The organism is Vibrio sp. TRT 1302, assembly GCF_050113875.1.
In the GTDB taxonomy this organism is placed as follows: domain Bacteria; phylum Pseudomonadota; class Gammaproteobacteria; order Enterobacterales; family Vibrionaceae; genus Vibrio.
In genome coordinates this window covers 31,341-50,924 of the sequence record NZ_JBNJOF010000008.1, presented here as the reverse complement: position 1 = coordinate 50,924, position 19,584 = coordinate 31,341, and the positions used below count along the sequence as shown (strand labels likewise).

The 19,584-nt window shown below is 44.0% G+C and carries 16 protein-coding genes; 7 read left to right on the top strand and 9 right to left on the bottom strand.

The window, feature by feature from the left end; genetic code table 11:
* Positions 1–3: 3 nt before the first annotated feature.
* Together ACQEXP_RS11845 and ACQEXP_RS11840 are read right to left on the bottom strand one after the other, a co-directional pair.
* Complete coding sequence (locus tag ACQEXP_RS11845; RefSeq protein WP_426970047.1) at positions 4–1,539, bottom strand: glutamate synthase-related protein; 1,536 nt, start codon at positions 1,537–1,539, stop codon at positions 4–6.
* 110 nt (positions 1,540–1,649) lie between these two features.
* Positions 1,650–2,264 carry a LysE family translocator gene (locus tag ACQEXP_RS11840; protein ID WP_426970046.1) on the bottom strand — a complete coding sequence of 205 codons (615 nt, stop codon included), beginning with the start codon at positions 2,262–2,264 and terminating at the stop codon, positions 1,650–1,652.
* Between the two features lie 163 nt (positions 2,265–2,427).
* Between ACQEXP_RS11840 and ACQEXP_RS11835 the strand changes: the two genes are divergently transcribed.
* The 3 genes from ACQEXP_RS11835 (at position 2,428) to ACQEXP_RS11825 (ending at position 4,538) form a co-directional block, all read left to right on the top strand.
* Positions 2,428–2,985, top strand: coding sequence for a helix-turn-helix domain-containing protein (locus tag ACQEXP_RS11835; protein WP_269375732.1), 558 nt, complete (start codon positions 2,428–2,430; stop codon positions 2,983–2,985).
* A gap of 54 nt (positions 2,986–3,039) precedes the next feature.
* Complete coding sequence (locus tag ACQEXP_RS11830) at positions 3,040–3,939, top strand: DMT family transporter (RefSeq protein WP_426970043.1); 900 nt, start codon at positions 3,040–3,042, stop codon at positions 3,937–3,939.
* A gap of 137 nt (positions 3,940–4,076) precedes the next feature.
* The gene (locus ACQEXP_RS11825; RefSeq protein ID WP_269375734.1) at positions 4,077–4,538 is read left to right on the top strand and encodes a copper resistance protein NlpE; all 462 of its coding nucleotides are present in this window, start codon (positions 4,077–4,079) and stop codon (positions 4,536–4,538) included.
* 51 nt (positions 4,539–4,589) lie between these two features.
* Here the strand turns inward: ACQEXP_RS11825 and ACQEXP_RS11820 are convergent, their stop codons facing one another.
* Positions 4,590–5,873, bottom strand: a complete 1,284-nt coding sequence (locus ACQEXP_RS11820; RefSeq protein WP_138972731.1) for a DEAD/DEAH box helicase — start codon at positions 5,871–5,873, stop codon at positions 4,590–4,592.
* 392 nt (positions 5,874–6,265) lie between these two features.
* Here ACQEXP_RS11820 and ACQEXP_RS11815 point away from each other — a divergent pair, with 392 nt between their 5' ends.
* The 4 genes from ACQEXP_RS11815 (at position 6,266) to ACQEXP_RS11800 (ending at position 10,418) form a co-directional block, all read left to right on the top strand.
* The gene (locus ACQEXP_RS11815) at positions 6,266–6,961 is read left to right on the top strand and encodes a VC0807 family protein (RefSeq protein WP_269375735.1); all 696 of its coding nucleotides are present in this window, start codon (positions 6,266–6,268) and stop codon (positions 6,959–6,961) included.
* 397 nt (positions 6,962–7,358) lie between these two features.
* Complete coding sequence (locus ACQEXP_RS11810; protein ID WP_426970041.1) at positions 7,359–8,552, top strand: hypothetical protein; 1,194 nt, start codon at positions 7,359–7,361, stop codon at positions 8,550–8,552.
* The gene (locus tag ACQEXP_RS11805; RefSeq protein ID WP_426970039.1) at positions 8,540–9,022 is read left to right on the top strand and encodes a GGDEF domain-containing protein; all 483 of its coding nucleotides are present in this window, start codon (positions 8,540–8,542) and stop codon (positions 9,020–9,022) included. Before ACQEXP_RS11810 ends, ACQEXP_RS11805 begins: the two co-directional genes overlap by 13 nt.
* 67 nt (positions 9,023–9,089) lie before the next feature.
* Positions 9,090–10,418 carry a D-serine ammonia-lyase gene (locus ACQEXP_RS11800; protein WP_426970037.1) on the top strand — a complete coding sequence of 443 codons (1,329 nt, stop codon included), beginning with the start codon at positions 9,090–9,092 and terminating at the stop codon, positions 10,416–10,418.
* 48 nt (positions 10,419–10,466) lie between these two features.
* Here ACQEXP_RS11800 and ACQEXP_RS11795 read toward each other — a convergent pair whose 3' ends face one another.
* The 6 genes from ACQEXP_RS11795 to ACQEXP_RS11770 all read right to left on the bottom strand — a co-directional run bounded on the left by ACQEXP_RS11795 (position 10,467) and on the right by ACQEXP_RS11770 (position 19,320).
* Complete coding sequence (locus tag ACQEXP_RS11795; protein ID WP_426970035.1) at positions 10,467–11,348, bottom strand: NAD-dependent epimerase/dehydratase family protein; 882 nt, start codon at positions 11,346–11,348, stop codon at positions 10,467–10,469.
* Positions 11,349–11,457: 109 nt separating this feature from the next.
* A complete protein-coding gene (locus ACQEXP_RS11790; protein ID WP_426970034.1) occupies positions 11,458–13,413 on the bottom strand; it encodes a methyl-accepting chemotaxis protein in 1,956 nt (651 codons plus the stop codon).
* Between the two features lie 32 nt (positions 13,414–13,445).
* Entirely contained in the window at positions 13,446–13,865 is a 420-nt protein-coding gene (locus ACQEXP_RS11785; RefSeq protein WP_426970032.1) for a hypothetical protein, read from the bottom strand.
* A gap of 24 nt (positions 13,866–13,889) precedes the next feature.
* Positions 13,890–15,623 carry an EAL domain-containing protein gene (locus ACQEXP_RS11780; protein ID WP_426970031.1) on the bottom strand — a complete coding sequence of 578 codons (1,734 nt, stop codon included), beginning with the start codon at positions 15,621–15,623 and terminating at the stop codon, positions 13,890–13,892.
* 540 nt (positions 15,624–16,163) lie between these two features.
* Positions 16,164–17,087, bottom strand: coding sequence for a diguanylate cyclase (locus tag ACQEXP_RS11775; protein ID WP_426970029.1), 924 nt, complete (start codon positions 17,085–17,087; stop codon positions 16,164–16,166).
* Between the two features lie 25 nt (positions 17,088–17,112).
* Positions 17,113–19,320, bottom strand: a complete 2,208-nt coding sequence (locus ACQEXP_RS11770; RefSeq protein ID WP_426970027.1) for a sensor histidine kinase — start codon at positions 19,318–19,320, stop codon at positions 17,113–17,115.
* Positions 19,321–19,584 lie beyond the last annotated feature (264 nt).

Below are 19,584 nucleotides of genomic sequence, written 5' to 3'. Positions count from 1 at the left end.
TTCTCAACAGAAGCCAGAGTAACGAATTCCGGACAACTGCGACATCTCCTTGCTCCACGTGGCTAGGTCATTGCGATTAAACTCACTGAGAGAGTGATGCCCACAAGCTCTCGCCATTACTTGCATCATGCTGACCGAGGCACTAAAAAAGTTATGCAGTTGATGGGCAGATTTCTCGACATCTAACCTCTGCCTCAAATCCGCTTTTTGCGTCGCGATACCCGCAGGACAGTTATTGGTATGGCACATTCGAGCAGCAACACAACCGATCGACTGCATCGCGCTGTTCGCGATAGCGACACCGTCCGCGCCGAGAGCCATTGCTTTCACAAAGTCCATGGGTAAACGTAAGCCGCCCGTAATGATGAGAGTCACCCGCCCTGATGCCCCCTGTTGATCAAGATAGCGTCTAGCACGCGCTAAAGCAGGAATGGTCGGGACACTAATATGGTCACGAAACATGGTTGGGGCCGCGCCCGTACCCCCACCTCGGCCGTCGAGGATGAGGTAATCCGCGCCAGCATCAAGTGCAAATTGGATATCCTGCTCGATATGATTGGCACTCAGCTTAAAGCCAATTGGAATGCCTCCGGTGATTTCTCTCACGCGATCGGCAAATTTGGCAAAATCCCGACTCGTATGAAGATCTTTAAAGGTTGGAGGTGAAATCGCGGGTTGCCCTTCAGGAATACCTCGAACCTGTGAAATCTTACCGACATTTTTGCTGGCGGGCAGATGCCCTCCGGTTCCGGTTTTTGCCCCTTGGCCACCTTTAAAATGAAAAGCTTGCACACCAAGGAGCTTGTCCTCACTGTAACCAAATCTAGCGCTTGCTAGCTCATAAAAGTAGCGAGAGTTCGCCGCTTGCTCTTCCGGTAGCATTCCCCCTTCACCAGAACAGATGCCTGTACCTGCCAATTGTGCACCTTTCGCCATTGCCACTTTTGCTTCTTCAGATAACGCGCCGAAACTCATATCCGATACGAACAGTGGAATATCAAGTTTTAATGGACGCTTGGCTTCGGGGCCAATAATTAACTCCGTCGAAACCTGCACCTCTTCCATCAATGGCTTGGTCGCCATCTGGGCAACCATTATCTGAATATCATCCCAGTTCGGTAATCGATTTCTCGGCACTCCCATCGCGCTCATCGGCCCATGGTGTCCCAATTTCGACAGACCTTCTCGCGCCAGTTGATGAATCAACTCAACGGTTGGTTCTTCAACTGTTGCGACTGCAATTGGCGTACCTTTACCCTTTGACTCAACACCAGGCCCCTCATTGCCAACCTGATCATCAGTGAACTTCTTATGTGTCCCATCGCAAAACGGTAAGTTAGCGGAATGCTTGCATTGACAGAGGTAGGCATCTTCACTCTTTTCAGCAGTGAAGCTCATCGGCTTAAACGACGTACCGGCGTGGGACCCATCGCAGTAAGGCTGTTTTTTTGATCGCCCACAACGGCAAAAGTAGTATTCATTCCCTTTGGATAACTCAACTTTGACGGGTTTGTTGCTCGCGATAACCGGCTTGCTCATAGTACTTTCCTTATCATATCCACGCACTCGATAGCTATTGATAAGCGTAGAACAATGACGGGCTATCGCCGCTCAATTCTCAAGCGAATACAAGCCGTCACTTGAGCTTCTCACGCGATAATTTGCTCAATCACACCTCGGATTACTGGCACAATCGACACCACAAGGAGCAAGGCCATGGTCAGGTTAAACCAACGCAAATAGTGCTGCTTGGTTAACCAACGACGCAGCGCCGAGCCGAACATAAGCCATACTCCTACACAAGGAAAAGAGGCGACCAGAAACGTCACAGCAATAGTCAGGTTTTGAGAAAAATACCCTTCGCCAACCGTCGTAAATGCAGAAATAGCCCCAATCGCCACCACCCATGCTTTGGCATTGACCCACTGAAACAGTGCCCCTTTCATAAACCCAAACGGCGCGCTCTGCTGCTGTCCTTTACCAATTTCTTTGGTTATTGCGATTTGCCACGACAGGTAGAGTAAATAGGCGCTACCGAACACTTTAATTATCAGTTCGAGTTGGGGGAAAAAGTGAAACACTTGACCAAAACCAACACCCACCAGCAGTAACATGATGGTAAAGCCAACACATACCCCACTCAGCAGTGGCAAGCTTTTGCGCACACCAAAGTTAACACCAGATGTCATCACCATAATGTTGTTTGGGCCTGGAGTAACCGAAGATGACACCGCAAACAGAGCGACAGAGAGCAGATATTCCATATTCCCGTTTTCCTTTTCTGTATTGAACAAAGCGTTTCCCTAAGCGAACGAAAATTCAATATATTGAACGAACATTTTTTATACTGAACACGAACAGATCGTTTGTCAAATCGTACTTTTGTTCTTTATAATGAACATGCCAACCGCATTATGGAAACCTGCTATGACCATGAAAAAGCCACCGATTGCTCAAATTGCTGCGACGTTATCCAGAGAAAGACAGCGCTCTGGGCTGAGTCTGAGTGAGGTGGCGAAACGAGCTCAAATCGCAAAATCGACTCTGTCGCAATTAGAAAACGGAGCGGGTAACCCAAGTATCGAAACCTTATGGTCAATCTGCGTGGTGTTAGATATTCCTTTTTCTCGACTGATTGAAGAACCGAGTGCAGAAACCAAAGTTATTCGCTACGGTGAAGGCGTTTCGGTGTTTTCTAAAAGTGAAGACTATCAAGCGACCTTGTTGGCCGCTTGCCCACCAAACGCTAGTCGTGACATTTATTGGTTGGAAGTCGCACCAAACGAACCTTTTTTCTCTGAGCCCCATAACTCAGGTACTATTGAACATGTCGTGATCATCCGAGGACGAGCTAGGCTCGGTACCACTAATGACATTCATGAACTTAGTGAGGGCGACTACATCACCTATCCGGGTGACCGTCCGCATATGTTTGAGGCACTTGAACCCAACACCAAAGCGATGTTGATTTCGGAATATCGTTAAAAATCTCCGTAAACAAAGTTCTTCGTCCCTAATCTATTTAATGCGATGACTATTATGCCAAACCGCTATTTTACTCAGATCCCTGTTGGGGTTCGCTTTATGCTTCTTTCAGCGCTTGGCTTTGCACTAATGTCAGCCTGCGTGAAGTACGTTAGCAATCATGGTATCCCGCTGTTTGAAATCGTCGCGGCGCGTGCACTGGTGTCTTTGATCATCAGCTATGCGGATATCAAACGAAAACATCTCTCTGTATGGGGTAACAATAAGCCTTTGCTCCTACTCAGAGGCTTTGTGGGCACTCTTTCGTTAATGTGTGTCTACTACTCTGTGACCACATTGCCTTTGGCAGAAGCGACCATTCTTCAATACGTTCATCCCGTCTTTACCGCTTTGTTAGGTCTCATGTTCCTAAAAGAGTCGATTCAGAAATCGACCATGATCTGTATCGCTTTCTGTCTGGCGGGTCTCTGGGCAATGGTTCAGCCAAGCCTTAGCAGCAGCATAGATTACCAACTGCCTATCTTTAGTGTCACCACCGCTTTGCTTGGAGCCATGGGCAGTTCTATCGCCTACGTGATTGTTCGCAAACTAAGTCAAACAGAAGATAGCTCCGTCATTATCTTTTACTTTCCCTTGATGGCGTTGCCAACATCGCTGGTTCTAATGTGGCAAGACTTTATCTGGCCAAGCCTGCCACTGCTGCTCGTCTTAGTTCTCGTCGGTATTTTCACCCAGATCGGTCAATATGGGCTAACCAAAGCGATGCAAACTCAAGCTGCGGGAAAAGCTTCTGCCTATTCCTATGTTCAGATCGTGTTCTCGGCTCTACTTGGGGTGTGGTTATTCGATGAAGTCCCATCTGTCTGGACATTTTTGGGCGGCGGTTTGATTGTCACGGGAGCGTTGATTAATGTGCTGGGAAAACATCTGCTAACGCCACTGAGACGACGCTGATGCAATGCACACGTTACTCGGACAAGAAACTGACCAGAACGCCAAATAACCTTAACGGAAATCTCACCTGCTACTGACGAGTTGGATCGGCGGAGAGATATGATAGACACACTCCCCCGTAGGTAAAGGAACTGAATATGAAAAAGGCTCTATTTCTATTAACTGGTACCCTATTTGTGCTGGCTGGTTGCCAAGACGAACAACCACCACAGGCAGCTCAACCTGTTGCTGAAGCTCAAGCAGAAGTCATACTAGATGCACCAGCAGATAGCGCGCACACAGCGAACAACGCATTAGACTGGAACGGAACTTATGTCGGTATTTTACCTTGTGCTGACTGCAGTGGCATTGAGACTCATATTACTTTGAATCACGATGGAAGTTACACTGCAACGCAGACCTATCTAGGTAAAGAAGACGGATATATCGAGTCGCAAGGTCAATTCCACTGGAATGACAAAGGCAATACCGTCACCCTAGAAAGTGAAAGTGGCGCAAATCAATACTTCGTCGGTGAGAATGTCTTGTTCAAGCTCGACATGAATGGCGAACGCGTTAAAGGTGAGCTGGCTGAGAGTTATCAGTTACGCAAACAGTAGCGATAGCCTCGCACTCAAAACAAAAAAGGAGCCCGAAAGGCTCCTTTTTTACTATTTACCGTTTTTGTTGCGAATCATTCGGCGTAGACGTGAGCGGCGCTCCGCTTCACCCTGACTGGCATCACTTGGATTGTTAGTACGCGTTTTACGGTTTTTAAACGCAGGTTTGGTGTGCATTTTCTCTATTAGAGCGTCGCGGTTCTTAGGCTCATAACCTTCTAGCTCTTTACGGTAGATACGTTGACCAATTAAGGTTTCCACCTGTTGAAGCGTTAGCTCTTCTTCACGGTTAACGAACGATACCGCATTACCACGCTGACCAGCACGCCCCGTACGGCCAATGCGGTGAACATAGTCTTCAGCCAAAAATGGCATATCAAAGTTCACAACATGAGGTAAGTTCTGAATATCAAGACCACGAGCAGCAACATCAGTCGCGATCATCACGCGAGCCTTACCTGTTTTGAATTCTTCCAGCGCACGGCGACGGGCACTCTGCGCTTTATCACCATGACAAAGCACGGCTTTAATACCATCAAGCTTCAGCTCTTTAAGAAGCTCGTTTGCCGTCTCTTTGTAGTTAACAAAAACCAACACCTGTTTCCAGTTCTTACGGCCAATAAGCTCCGACAATAGCTCTCGCTTGCGCTCTTGCTCTACCGGGTAAACAACGTGCGCAATGGTGTCAGCAGTGACGTTCTCGCGAGCAACGGAAACGCGTTTTGGTTGACGTAGAATCTGACCTGCCAGCTTGTTCATCTGCGCTGAGAAAGTTGCAGAAAAAAGCATAGTCTGAGGTTTAGTGGTTACGCCAGCCATGATCTTTTCGATCGAAGCGATAAAACCCATGTCTAACATGCGGTCAGCTTCATCGAATACTAGGTACTCTAGGTTAGCCAAAGAAACGTTGTTGAGTTCAATGTGCTCAATCAGACGACCCGGCGTAGCAACAAGCACATCGACACCTGCTTCAAGGGCTTTCTGCTGAGTTGCCATTTTCTTGCCACCAAAGATCGCAACGGTCTTGATGTCGGTGTACTTTGTGTAATCTTGGATGTTTGTCGCAACCTGTTCCGCCAGTTCGCGTGTCGGCGTTAAGATAACGGCACGCGTTTGGTGGCGGTTAGCGGATTTGGCACTATCAAGGATATTCTGAACGATAGGCAAAGCAAACGCGGCTGTTTTACCCGTACCCGTTTGTGCGTTAGCTAGGATGTCATGTCCACGGCGAGCTAAAGGAATCGCTTGTTGCTGAACTGGAGTGAGTTTCTCATACCCACACTCAGTAAGAGCTTTCACGATTTCTGGAGAAAAGTTTTGTGATGCAAATGACATATCTTGTTCCTAAAGCTAACGACAAATTTAAAGCGTAACCCAAATTACGGTCGCTGATTATAGAGCATTAACGCCGAGATGGGAGTGTAAATGTGAAATTAGGCTAAATAACTCCTCATTTGACGACGTTCTCGCCATTATTGAACAGCCTGATAGTCCCCAAAAGAGCGAATATGCGACAATATCTCTTTATCATCACCGCCCCCTCCATAACCGCGTCTAACCTAGCATCACGCTATAATAATCAAGCTAATGACGTCAGGTTTTGATCGCGTCTCTTTCATAAGTCGTTACATAACTGGTACTTTAGTGCTTTACATCTGACCTCATACAATGAACACTCCCATTCGAAATTTGTATGTAAGCCAGCCCTATAGAGTCAGTAGAAAATTATGAACAGCACCACCCAAAAAAAATCGAATCCTCTATTCGAAATCTTATTTAACGTCGTCATACCGTCATTTATTTTAATGAAATTCAGCGGTGACGAACATTTAGGAACGGCGATGGCGTTGGTTGTTGCTCTGGCGTTTCCGATTGCTTATGGCGCCATGGATCTGATTCGCAATAAGAAATTTAACTTTATCGCAGCGCTTGGCTTTGTCAGTGTTTTATTAACGGGGGGGATCGGTCTGCTCGAACTCGATACTCGTTGGTTAGCACTTAAAGAGGCTTTAATTCCAGGCCTGATCGGTTTGGCCGTGCTAGGTTCAACCTTTACTCGCTACCCATTTATGCAGAAGATGGTTCTAAATGACACCGTACTCAACCTAGAACTGATCACTGAGCGCTTAAAAGAGAATAATAAAACACAAGCATTCGAACGCTGCTTGATGTCATCAAACTATCTATTCGCTAGTACATTCGCCTTCTCATCGGCAATGAACTACTTCCTTGCAACTTGGATTGTAACAAGCCCCGCAGGAACACCTGAATTCAATGAAGAGTTAGGTAAACTGACACTTTACAGCTATCCCATTATCGCGATTCCAAGCATGCTAATGATGTTCGGCATTTTCTACTACGTTTGGCGCCAAATCCGTGCCATGACCGCACTGGAAACCGAGCAGATTTTCCACACGAAATAACGGGCTCTATCCTGACGGATTATAACTCTCTCCGAGTGCAAAACGCCACATCGGAGAGAGCATTCCACTCATGGTAATCATTTTGTCTTTACCTTTCTCGTTAGCCATTTACTCTCGGCTAAAAATAGATAGCTCAAGGTAACTAGTGGAAAGATAAGCCTTTTTGCACCAAAGTCGTGCAGAGCAAATACCTCTAATGAGTTATTGACCAACCACTCATCACCCATAAAATCATCCCTTTCTTGAGATACCTCAATGAATGCAAAAGTTCTCAGTAGCCTCTGACACAGATGTGCTAATTTGAATTATATGGAGCCCTATTCGATAACACGATATTTTCGTGCCTGTCGATGTTTCGAAGGCTATTCAATTCCAATGGACGGTAATTGTAATAACTATGGAACTCACTAAGAGATTATTCACTATTTACGCGCTAGTTATTGCCTCTTTCTTATCGGCAATACCCTGTTACGCGTCTCCCATTACGGTCTTTTTCCTAGGATCAGGATCCTACAACTCGGCTTGGACTGGTGCGGTTGCTGAAGGTCTGACTAATCACTTGAATCAAAGTAAATTACCCGTTGTATTTTATACCGACCACTTGGACGCCGGCCGATTTGAAGAGATGAAACAGCGAGAGGCCATGTTCAACTATCTGAAAGCGAAATTTGGCAGCAAGCAGCCCGATTTATTTATTTCTGCTGGACCCGCAGCCTCTGATTTTTCTCTTTCCTATCCTGATCTCTTTCCTTCATCCAAACGAATTCTGATTCAATCCCAAAATCGGCTCCCAAATAGCTCTGACGATGTAATCAGAATCGAAACGACAATAAACTATTCTCTCATCGTTAAAGAGGCACTGCGCCTAGCTACGCCTGTACAAGTATTTGTTGTTGGCGACTCAATAAATCCCAGTGATCAACATAGATTGAGCAATATATCCAACGAACTCGACCTAGCGGATACGCCCTATAAGACGCTCGTTAATATGGATTTGTCTTCTTTACAGGAAGCCGTGTCAGAAATACCCAGTAATAGCGCTATTTTTTATACCCCTATTTATCGTGAATCAAACGGCAGAGGACTCTCTCCTGTTGAAGTTATGAAAAAACTGCGTGACGTGGCCAACGCCCCACTTTTTTCCACCTCCGTATCTGAATTAGGTTTCGGAACCGTTGGCGGCTATCTGCACTCACCTACTCAGCTTGGCATGATGGCTGGAGAAGCGTCGATAAATATCGTCAACAACCTGCCGATTGAGTTGTCTAGTGATGGTTTTGAGCTGATTTATGACTGGAATGAACTCATCCGCTGGGGCTACGAACACAAAATCGATCCCAATTCAGTAGTGCGATTCAAACCTCTTCCTATTTGGAAAGATCATCCTAACGCTTTCATCCTTTTCACTTTATTCTTTACCATCCTAACGTCGTTGTTAGTCGCACTGACCATTTATGTCCGTAGCCTCAGGAAAGTAAAAATCGCCCTTTCTCGACAAAGAGAACTGCTCGAACAAAAGTCGCAGAACGCACTCAAGAACTTTCCATTTTGTGCCAGAAAGCAGAAAAAAGAGCGCGAGTGGATGAACTGACCGGAATCAGCAATCGCCGCGAATTCTTTGAACTCGGTGAGTTGATCCACAATCAAACTAAGCGTACTGCTTTGCCCTATACGATTGTGATGATTGATATTGATAACTTCAAACGAGTCAATGACAACTATGGTCATGCGGTCGGTGATCAGGTCATCAGAAACATCACTGCGAGTATCACTTCCGTTACTCGCAAATCGGATGTCGTGGCGCGAATTGGAGGCGAGGAGTTCGCCCTAATTTTGACTAACACTCCTTACGATCAGGTGCAGCACCTAACTGAACGAATTCGCTGTACAATTGAAAGCAATCATGTCATCTGTAACCAGCAAGATATTGCCTCCACCGTTAGCATTGGTGTGGCCGAGTATCAACCGCAAGATTCACATATCGGCGTCGTATTAGCACGAGCAGATAAAGCCTTGTATCAAGCAAAAGAGACCGGCAAAAATAAGGTAGTATTCTGGTAATAAGTCTGTCGGCAGACCACTAGAGTGTCTGTAAAGGGCAACATTCTCAAACAAGCAAGGTAATGTAATGACATTCCAGATTGATCCGCTTATCCAACAATACCCGCTCGTCGAAGAGCTTATCGCGCTCAACGAAACATCTTGGTTTAATCCTTCGATTACTTCTGTCGAGAAAGCGCTACCGCATGTCGGACTTGATGCGATGGATATTCAAGATGCAAGTGAGCGATTACTACGCTTTGCTCCTTACCTTGCCAAAGCCTTTCCAGAAACAGCGCCAGCACAAGGCATTATCGAATCTGAACTGGTTTCCATACCTGCCATGAAAATGGAACTTGAACGACGATTTAACACCAGCATCGCAGGTCATCTGCTCCTTAAAAAAGATAGCCACTTACCCATTTCTGGATCGATCAAGGCCAGAGGCGGCATTTATGAAGTATTGACGCATGCTGAAAGGCTCGCAATTGACGCAGGCTTGCTAACAAAATCTGATGATTACAGCCTACTGCTGAACGAATCTTTTCGTCAGTTTTTCAGCCAGTTCAGCATTGCGGTAGGATCTACCGGTAACCTTGGAATGTCTATCGGTATCATGAGTGCCAAGTTAGGATTTTCTGTCTCGGTGCATATGTCTGCTGACGCCCGCCAGTGGAAGAAAGATAAGCTGCGAGATCACGGAGTCAATGTCGTGGAGTACGAACAGGATTACGGTGTCGCGGTGGAACAAGGTAGAAAAGAAGCTGAAAGTGACCCTAATTGCTTCTTCATTGATGACGAAAACTCTCAAACTCTATTTTTGGGCTATTCCGTCGCTGGTGAGCGTTTGAAGGCACAATTTGATCAACAAGGTATCGTCGTCGACGAGCAACATCCTTTGTTTGTTTACCTACCTTGTGGTGTCGGTGGAGGGCCTGGTGGTGTTGCCTTTGGTCTAAAAATGGCGTTCGGAGACCATGTACATTGCATCTTTGCTGAGCCCACCCACTCCCCATGTATGCTTCTTGGGGTCCATACTGGACTCCACGACAAAATCAGCGTCCAAGATATCGGGATTGATAACATAACCGCCGCGGACGGCTTAGCTGTCGGTCGCGCGTCCGGCTTTGTTGGACGAGCGATGGAAAGGATGATCGATGGCTATTTCACGGTAACGGATGAACGTATGTACCAACTGTTGGGTCAACTCAACCAACATGAAAATATCCAGCTCGAACCATCGGCGTTAGCTGGCATGATGGGACCAATCGTAGTGACAAACAATCATGAATATCGGCTGAGAATGAAGTTTGACAATTCCGTTATGAGCAACGCGACTCACCTCGTATGGGCAACCGGCGGTGGCATGGTACCCGAACAGGAAATGCGTTCCTATCTAGCAAAGTCACAAGGCTGATAATGGGTTATACACTGGTATTGAGAATACTCATACCAGTGTATTCGCTCACTGTGTGCTAATACTTGGCAACACCTCAGAACTCTCGCTGTCCAGCATAATCAGAACGTTTTCATACCCATAAGTCGGTGACCATCCCAATACTTTTTGAGCTCTGGATGAATCATAGACGCGATCCAAACTTGGCGGTAACGCCCATCCCCGCTGCGCAAATGCTTGAGCAATTTCTGGACAACGACGCAGTATCACCTCAGTCGCATCATGAGTAAGTCCGACACAATCACTTTGCTGAAAAGGTGTAGCACCAGAAACGATAAATCGATGAAATCCATTTAAACGCTTTTCGATAGCGCACAAATGGGCAGATGCGACATCACGGGCATCAATGCCTCGTGTCAATCGATATATTGCCATCAAGTCAGCAGATTCGGGGAAACAGCGCGACATCTGTAACACGGTGACAGGAAGTCCAAACAGATTTGAAATCTCATACAGTTTGTTCTCTGCAGCAATCTTGCTTCGGTGGTAAACTGATTTTGGTTGAGGCTTTACCTGTTCATCTATCCAACCCGCCATACCTTCAGGTGTAGATGCATATCCATATAGAGCGGTAGTACTAGTGAAAACAAACTGCTTGATTCCAGCCTTGATGCCTTCAAGAGCCAGTTGCTCAGTCGCATCCACATTGATGCTCTGAAACTCATCATCAGACATTAAACCGACATGAGGGGCATGTAACGCAGCGGTATGGATAATCGCATCAACCCCTTTGAGAGCATGTCGAATGAGTTTGCTATCTCGTATATCGCCAACAAAACTGACCGTCGAACAAGGAACCTTATCTAGACCAACCACATCATGAGTTTTCATTAATTTGATATAGATAGCACGACCTACTCTTCCCGCCGAGCCTGTCACCAATACTCTCATTAATACTCCATTTTTCACTAGCCAGAGAAGTTGACTCAATGATCCACTTGGGATGTAAGGCAGGTATTGTAACCCTAACAGTTGTGTTACTCACTACCCTATCCATTAATTAGCTGGCCGCGTCTAACTTAAAGAACTGTAGTTGGTGGCTTTGGTTCTCTGACAATTGCGATAGGTACGATGCGGCTTCGGTACTTTGAGTAACTCCTGTTGCGTTTTGTGCAATCGCAGAATCAATGGAGGCAATGTTTTCGTTCATTGATGTGATCGCACGGCTTTGCTCATCTGCTGCGGCAGACATTTCGCTGTTATTCATCGAAATGTGCGCAACTTCATCCGAAATAGTTAACAGTTGGGCACTGGTTTGTTTGTTGATATCCGAGGTCGCAACGACTTTTTCTACGCAACGATCCACTGACGACATCATGTCTTTTGCTCTTACTTGCAGCGTGTTAACCAAATCTTGGATTGAGCCAGTACTTTCAGAGGTTTTCTGCGCCAGAACGCGAACCTCGTCTGCTACGACAGCAAATCCTCGACCACTTTCACCTGCACGAGCCGCTTCAATTGCTGCATTCAGTGCTAATAAGTTCGTCTGCTCTGCGATATTCTCGATCATGTTTACGAAGCTAGAAACATTATTGGATAGCTCCTCTAAGCTCGACGCGACATTAGATGTTTGTTGTAACTCTGAACACAGCTCTTCGGATAGATGCACACCATTTTGCGCAAGTTCCACACCTTGATTTGTAATATCAATGACAGCCTTTGCGTTTTGATCAGCAGACGCAGCGGAAGCCGCCACTTGAGTCGAACTCGTTGCCAGTTCAGTAATTGCAGAGGCAATCAACTCGACTTGAACACGTTGCTCATTGGCATTGGCTTCGAGTTCTGTCATTACTGACACGAGTTCAGTCGCCGAAGACGAAACCTCCATTCCAACATTACGAAGGTTTCCGACCGTACTGTTTAGAGAGTCGATAGTACTATCGGTATTTTTGCATAGCACGCCGATCTCGTTAGTTGCGTCAACATTGACTTTACTATACAACTCGCCACGAGCAACGGATTCGATCACCACTTGTAATCGCGTTAAGTTCACTTTGATTCGACTTGCGCACAGATACCCCCCTAATGCAGCCAGCGCCGACGCGGCAATCACGGCTAAGGTAAGCATCGACTGCGTTTCACTGATCAACACTAAGCTCTGTTCAGAAGCAGACTCTACTCGCTCTTCCGCCTGACTCGATAACGTGCTGACACTCTGACGCAGTGATAACCCCAAAGCAGCAAGTTGCTCTTCCTTAGCAAATATTTGCCTGTTAATGCTGTTGATTCGGTCAACCGAGGCTAGGTAATCTTTAAGTACATTGCTAATATTTCGCTCCACTATCGGATTGTCCAAATCAGAAATCACCTGACCTAGCTTTGATAACGCTCTGTCGAGCTTGGCCTGAGTTTTCACATCATATCGCTGCATTAACTCACCAAAGTACGTTTGAACCTGCGTAGACTCGACAAACAGCTGCTCTTTGGCGGTGAACCATTTCTGTCTATCCATCTCGGAAAGCGTACTATTGGATACAATCGACGCATCCGTTTGATTAATTTTCTCGTAAATCCACGGCAACGATGAATACTCTCTATCAACTTGTGTTTTGAGGTTGTGGATTTCCTTCATCTGTTTTTCGTAATCTGCGACCCCCGTTTCAATGGTATTGACCAGGTTTTCCGCACTACTATTAAATACATACGATGATCTAAGGCTGGTAAAATGCGTCGTGAGTAGTTTTAAATGCTCTGCTAACTCTTGATAAAAAGCGTCCCACTCCTTGTCTCCCGCGAGGGTTTGATTCGCCGCCATACGAAAACGCCAAACAATCCTCTCCGCTTCTTGTACATAAGTTGAATACTCTACCGTATCGTAAGAAAGCTGGGAGTTAGTTAATGTATTGCTCAATTTATTATTTGCCAATGCAACAGCAACGACAAATAAAACAATCGCCAACGCAACAGGTGCAAGAACCTGATACAAAATAGGAATATTTTGAAATTTATATTTCATGAAGTAACATCCATGTGAAAATTTATATGCTATCAACTCACCGCAGAAAGAATATTTCGGCTATTGATCAAATCTCTAATTTCAGCACAGCTAATATAGATATGCTTTACTGGTTCACTTTTGTCCGGTACTTCTTCTAATAGAATGAGTACTTGCTGTATCTTTGTTTCAATATCGAACACAACGGCTAAATCTAGCTCTACACCCAATTTTTCTTGTTCGAAAATAGTAGCAATTCGCCGTTTGCAGACATCTAAGTTGAACATTGCGGTCAGCACCGCTTCTGGACAGTTACCCCTAAACTCATTCACATAAGCCTCGGTTTTACGGCAGTCAAGGCATATAGAATCAGCAAAACCCCCACTGATAATCTTACTGCTGCACTTGACGCATGCATTTGGTTTGTGAGTGCTGTTCGCCTCTAACCCACCAAATAGAAAGTCTAAATTCACACCCCCTCCCTTACGTGCAATCGACTAATTTGCGCTATACAGATACCCTTGTTGATAGGTATAACCTAGCTTTGATAGAAGATGTCTTTGACTGTTAGTTTCAACACCCTCTTGAATTATCTTTGAATCAGAAATATGACCGATATTCGATAGATTATTTAAAATCTCGATCGAAGAACTATCCTCTTCTATGCCTACTAAAAATTCCTTGTCAATCTTAAGATAATTTGGCTGGATCTTTTTCACCATTTCAACGTTGTTATTTCCTGTTCCAAAATCATCAAGTGCAATAATAAAACCCATAGATTTCAGGTATAAAATGTTATCTATTATCTCTTTAGAATAAGGAACACTGGAGTTTTCTGTGATCTCCAATATCACTTCATTTGCTTCTAATCGGCTTAGAAACCTCTCCAATATAGGAAATTGCTTTCCTCCCAGAGCAACTGGGCATAAGTTGATACCGTAATTATTTGTCACACCATCTTTTTGAGCTTTTTCAATCGCACGAACCGTTAAAATAGTATGGAATACAACCAATTGAGAACGTCGAATATGGTTAATGTATTCGAGAGGAGAACCTCTTTTGACGCGAGTTAAGATCTCATAATAAATCGGTCGGTCTTTCTCAGTGTCCAAAACCACTTCTAGTTTATATTTAAGCCCTATCCAAGTGCCGACAAAATGGAAAAAACTAACAATATTGCGCATGTAAAATACAACCGATAGCAGTAAGAATGCTATTAACCACTCATAGATGATTCCGTTGCTGTAATAGACGATCTCAGCACCTTCACGAAAACTATTTGCGTAGACTTGAAAAGTCCCCGGTTCACCCGTCGATAGCAGCTTTCCTAACTCGGTGTTGATATGTATAGAATCAACTAAAAAAGGAAGCAGAGTATTGCCGTAACGACTTTCTAACGAATGACGAGAAATACGCGCGTAAAATTCAGCTCCTTGCGCATTGGTTCTGAGGGTATAAACAAACTGCGGCTGCTCTAGTAAACGATGGAACTCTTCTTTATCATCTATCAACCGTACTGTTTCGCGATCTATTAAGCAGTGATTTCCTTTGCTAATAAGTATCGCTGAGTCCAGATTGAGTGACTGGCTGAAGATTTCTACGTTCTGCTCGCCATCGCATCCATAAGCCATAATTTCTTCAGAAACAAAATTGGTATTGTCCTTGTACTTATTCAGCATCGACTCAATGTTTGATATCTGAAGCATATATAAAAAGATGATCATCAGTGTTGAAGTTGCCGCCAACTTAGCAACTTTATTGATAATACTCAGGTGATAAAGCCTTACGTACAACCGCAGCATCGACACTGTATTAAGTTTGTAGTTATTTATGTCGAAATTGAGTTGCTTGTTCTTTGAGATACTATCAAGTACATCAACGTTTATGTAATACCCCTTTTTAAAGACGTTGTTAATCAATTCATTAGGCCTTTCGATGCCGTAACTATCGGTAATCAACTTGTACTTCTTTCTAATCGATGCAATCGTGTTTTTCAGGCTATAAAGCCCAAATTCATCTGCAAACTCGTTCTGATAGGCGACTTCGATATCTCTCGCCGTTGAAGGATGCTCTGATGATGCATGTTGAACAAGATATTCAAGGACAAAGCGCTCTTTATCGTTGAGACAAAACTCCATCGTTTTGCATTCTTCATTTACGCCGTACAGTAGATGACCATTAAGTACTAATTTATATGTTCCTTGGCTGCCTAAATTAAATAAATACAACATTATTACCTCCTACACAGAGCTTACGTTTGGACGTAATCATTCATCCCTCCTAGATGCATCCATTAAAAAATGATTCATAGCGGAATAATTATAAATATTTATGGTTTTAGCTATGATTTAATCGTTTTTTGACATAAGCCCAATGTAACAGCCAAACAAAGATTGTTACAACTTGTTATCTAGCACATTTAATTGACATTTTTATCTAATCCCAAGGGACTTGGGCAACCTTAAAATCAGATTTATCCAATTAAATATGCGATTATCCAAATTTCAACGTTCGTATTGATGCGGGATTGGGGAAAACTGGCAATATGGGATTGTGAGCAGTGAGTATTGTTCTATAAAGCATCACCAACGGCGTATGCACACCACTGGTTAATTTTATAACTCAGACTAACATTTGCGATTACTATTAATAATCACTCCATTACATACGAAAAGGTATGCAACTTAACTGGGTTGTAGAATCTATTTTCTAGTTATCGAAAATCGTTAAATAGGTACTCAATAGAAGCACTGAATAATGTCACCGACGTCTTATCTATAAACTTGGTGCTTTTCTGCCGTCACGTAACAGTTTCGTCCTGACTCTTTTGCAACATAAAGAGCTCTGTCGGCAGATTGAATTAATGTTTTTTGGTCAGTTGCATCGGAGGGATAGATAGCACCACCAATGCTAACCGTGATGTACGCCTTCTCTCCGTCGTATTCGAATTCTGCTTCACGTACGACTTCAAGAAGATTTAGAGCCGTGGTTCTCATGGTATCTGCATCTGTTTTGGGTAACATGACAACAAACTCTTCACCTCCATAGCGAAAGAATTTTTTGGTTTCTTTTAAATTGGCTTTCAATAAATTGGCAAACTTCTTCAGTACTTGGTCACCAAAAACATGTCCATAGTTGTCGTTTATTTTTTTAAAATAGTCGATATCAATAAAAAGGATACCAAGTGGATGAGATTCATTTTTTGAGTGTTCAATTTCTGAATTAATAAACTGATAAAACGGCCGCATATTATATAGACCCGTTAGTGGGTCCCTGACCGCCAAATCTTCTAACCGCTTCATCAATTCTTGATTTTGTTTTGTTAGCCATCGCTTTTCTATCGAACGCCTAACTGAGGAGACCATGATATCTAGTTCCTCAATCGGCTTAAGCAAATAGTCGTAAGCACCTGCTCGTAAACAATCAATAGCGGTTAACTCATCACTTTGCCCAGTAAGAATAATGACATCAACGTCTTTACCTGATTGCTTAATATCTTTGAGTAGCTCAATACCACTTTTATTTGGCATGCGAACGTCAGTAATGACGAGATCGATATCTTGAGACATGAAAATCGTTAAACCAATTTCACCATCTTCAGCCTGTACAACGCTATAACCTTCGTCCTCTAGCAGATCCGCAAGTATCTCTCTAATCTCAGGTTCATCATCAACAAGTAGAATTCGTTCATTCACAACAATCCCTTAACTAATAAAACCATTACTTAGTATTAAGTATAGGCAGCCTAATTCTCATCGTTGTGCCATCTTCACTGGTTTGAGCAATATCTATCACTCCTTTATGATCATTGATAATTCCATATGAAATCGATAGCCCAAGCCCCGTACCCTTGCCCTCTTCTTTGGTTGTGTAAAATGGGTCAAAGATGAGTTTAGCGACGTCTTCAGGTATACCATGCCCATTGTCGGCCACTAAAATCTCTGCAAATGCACCATCCTCCTGAGATAAACGTGTCGTTATCGTGAGCCTTTTGTTGTCTGTTCTATAAGAATCGAGTGAGTCCCGAGCATTGCTAACAAGATTTAGAATCACCTGTTCCAATTGGTTTGCCTCACCAAGCACCCAAGGAGTTGGATCGGCAAGATGAATATCGACGGCTATGTCATGAAGTCGTAGCTGCTCACTCACCAAATAGAAGCTGTCATTGATCACTTTATTGACGTCAACCGGTTCAAAATCAGTCGATGAACGTCGAGAAAAGATTCTTAAATGGTCGATGATTTTCATCATCCTTTTGGAGTTCGCTAGCACAGACTCAATGTACTTATTCAGATTAGCATCATCCAGTGTTCCCTTTTTGAGCTTTCTCTCTAGCATTTGCCCACCGTTTCGGATGACCATTAATGGTTGATTAAGCTCATGGGCAACCCCTGCGGATAGTTCGCCAATCGAGGCAAGCTTGCTCGCTTGAATCAATTGAGATTGTGTCGCTTGCAAGTCGATATTCGTTTGCTCTAACTGTTGCTGGATTTGTTTCAGTGGACGGACATCTGCTGCGACAAACACTAAGCCAAGAGACTCCCCGTTTTCATTTAACAAATGAGAACTTGATAGCATCACGTGAATCAACTCCCCAGATTTGGTTACGTAACGGCTTTCTGATCTTAGCTGTGCATTCGAGTTTTCTAAGATATCACGAAGCGTATCCAGCCCGTCATCAATCAAGATGGCGATATTCTTCCCTATTAACTCCTCTCTTTTATAACCTAACATCTTCAGCGCCGTATCGTTGACCACTTCTATATCACCGAACTTAGATGTCACGATAAGGCTCTCTGTCATACTTTCTAAAATGTTATCGAGGAACTCTTTCGACACAGTGGTTTCACTGAGTGTTTGAGTCATCTTGTCGAAACGAATACCGAGCAAGCCGAATTCATCATCGCCGCGAATTCTCGTTCGACTATTCAGATGTCCTTCTGTCACCTTGTTAACGGAGTTAATCAGCGTCGAGAGTCGGACAGTTATCGAATTAGCCACATAGCGGAATATGTAAAGGCTCAATAGAACACTGATAATCCCAATCATGAATATAATCACCATAAACTTATCAACCGCACTTGCCGCAAGTGCAAAAGCTTTCGCGACTTCATCGGTTTGGATGGAAACCGCCTGGTCGATTGTTTCTAAGATCTCTTCTTCATACTCTTCGACTGATTCTAGTGTCTCTCGAATGGAATCATTGGTTTCAATAAGTTTCTGAGCGGTCAGAGTCAGTTGCAAAATAGACGCTGATAACTGGGGGGAATCTATCTTTGGAGCCAGATTGGCAATCGAGCGGCTCAGTTCGTCAAGGCTTGCTTCTTCTTTAGGAAGTTGCTCAAGCCGGCTTTCCTCATCATCACTGTCTAGCTCTCCAGTGTGCCACAATATAGCGTTGTATAGTTGGTGGTAATAGAGAGGAAGATAGTTGTACAACTGATGCTCTATTTCGTCATCATGCCCTTCCGTCTCTTGCCAAATGTAGTGCTGCAATAGTTCGAAATCAGCGATTAGGACCCTTTTTTGGTGTTCAAGTGAATAAATTTGTCGCGCATACTCACTGAGCTTTTTTTTATGCTCTCCCATGCGCTGCTTAAGACCTAACTCCGTCAAATCAGTTTGGTTAACCGTCCAACGTTCAAGCCACTGATCAAACAATTTATTAGTCTCTTTGAACTCCTCTACTTCTTCTTCATCACCCGTCGCCACAAAGCCTTGAATCTCGGCAAATAGGCGTTTCGATAGCGACTTTAGCTCTAGGATTGCAATGATGTCAGGTACTGAGTCACTTGCCACTTCATTAAACAGTTTGTTGACTTGGTTAAAACCAATTAATGAGGTCATGATTGCGATCAGAAAGCAGAATAAATACAGAAAGAAGTTTGAACGGAGCTTTTTCCTCAGTGGCCAATTATCTATCGTCATTGGTTGATGATTCCTTTACCCGCGTATGACTACGTTGTACTGCTGCGCAGCCCAACTCTGAAAAATGGAATTCACATTACAAGTTGAGTATAGCTCTAGAACTCGAGACGAAACGCAATCCTTAGATTGATGACTTATCCGAGCTATTTTTTCGGCGTGTTTGGTATAGGGTTGGTGGTAAAAGCGGCCTGTAGAAAGCTGGTTTATACGGCATTCATTTCTTCACACGGAGTGATTTGCTTTCTCGAAAAGTCTTAAAAAGGA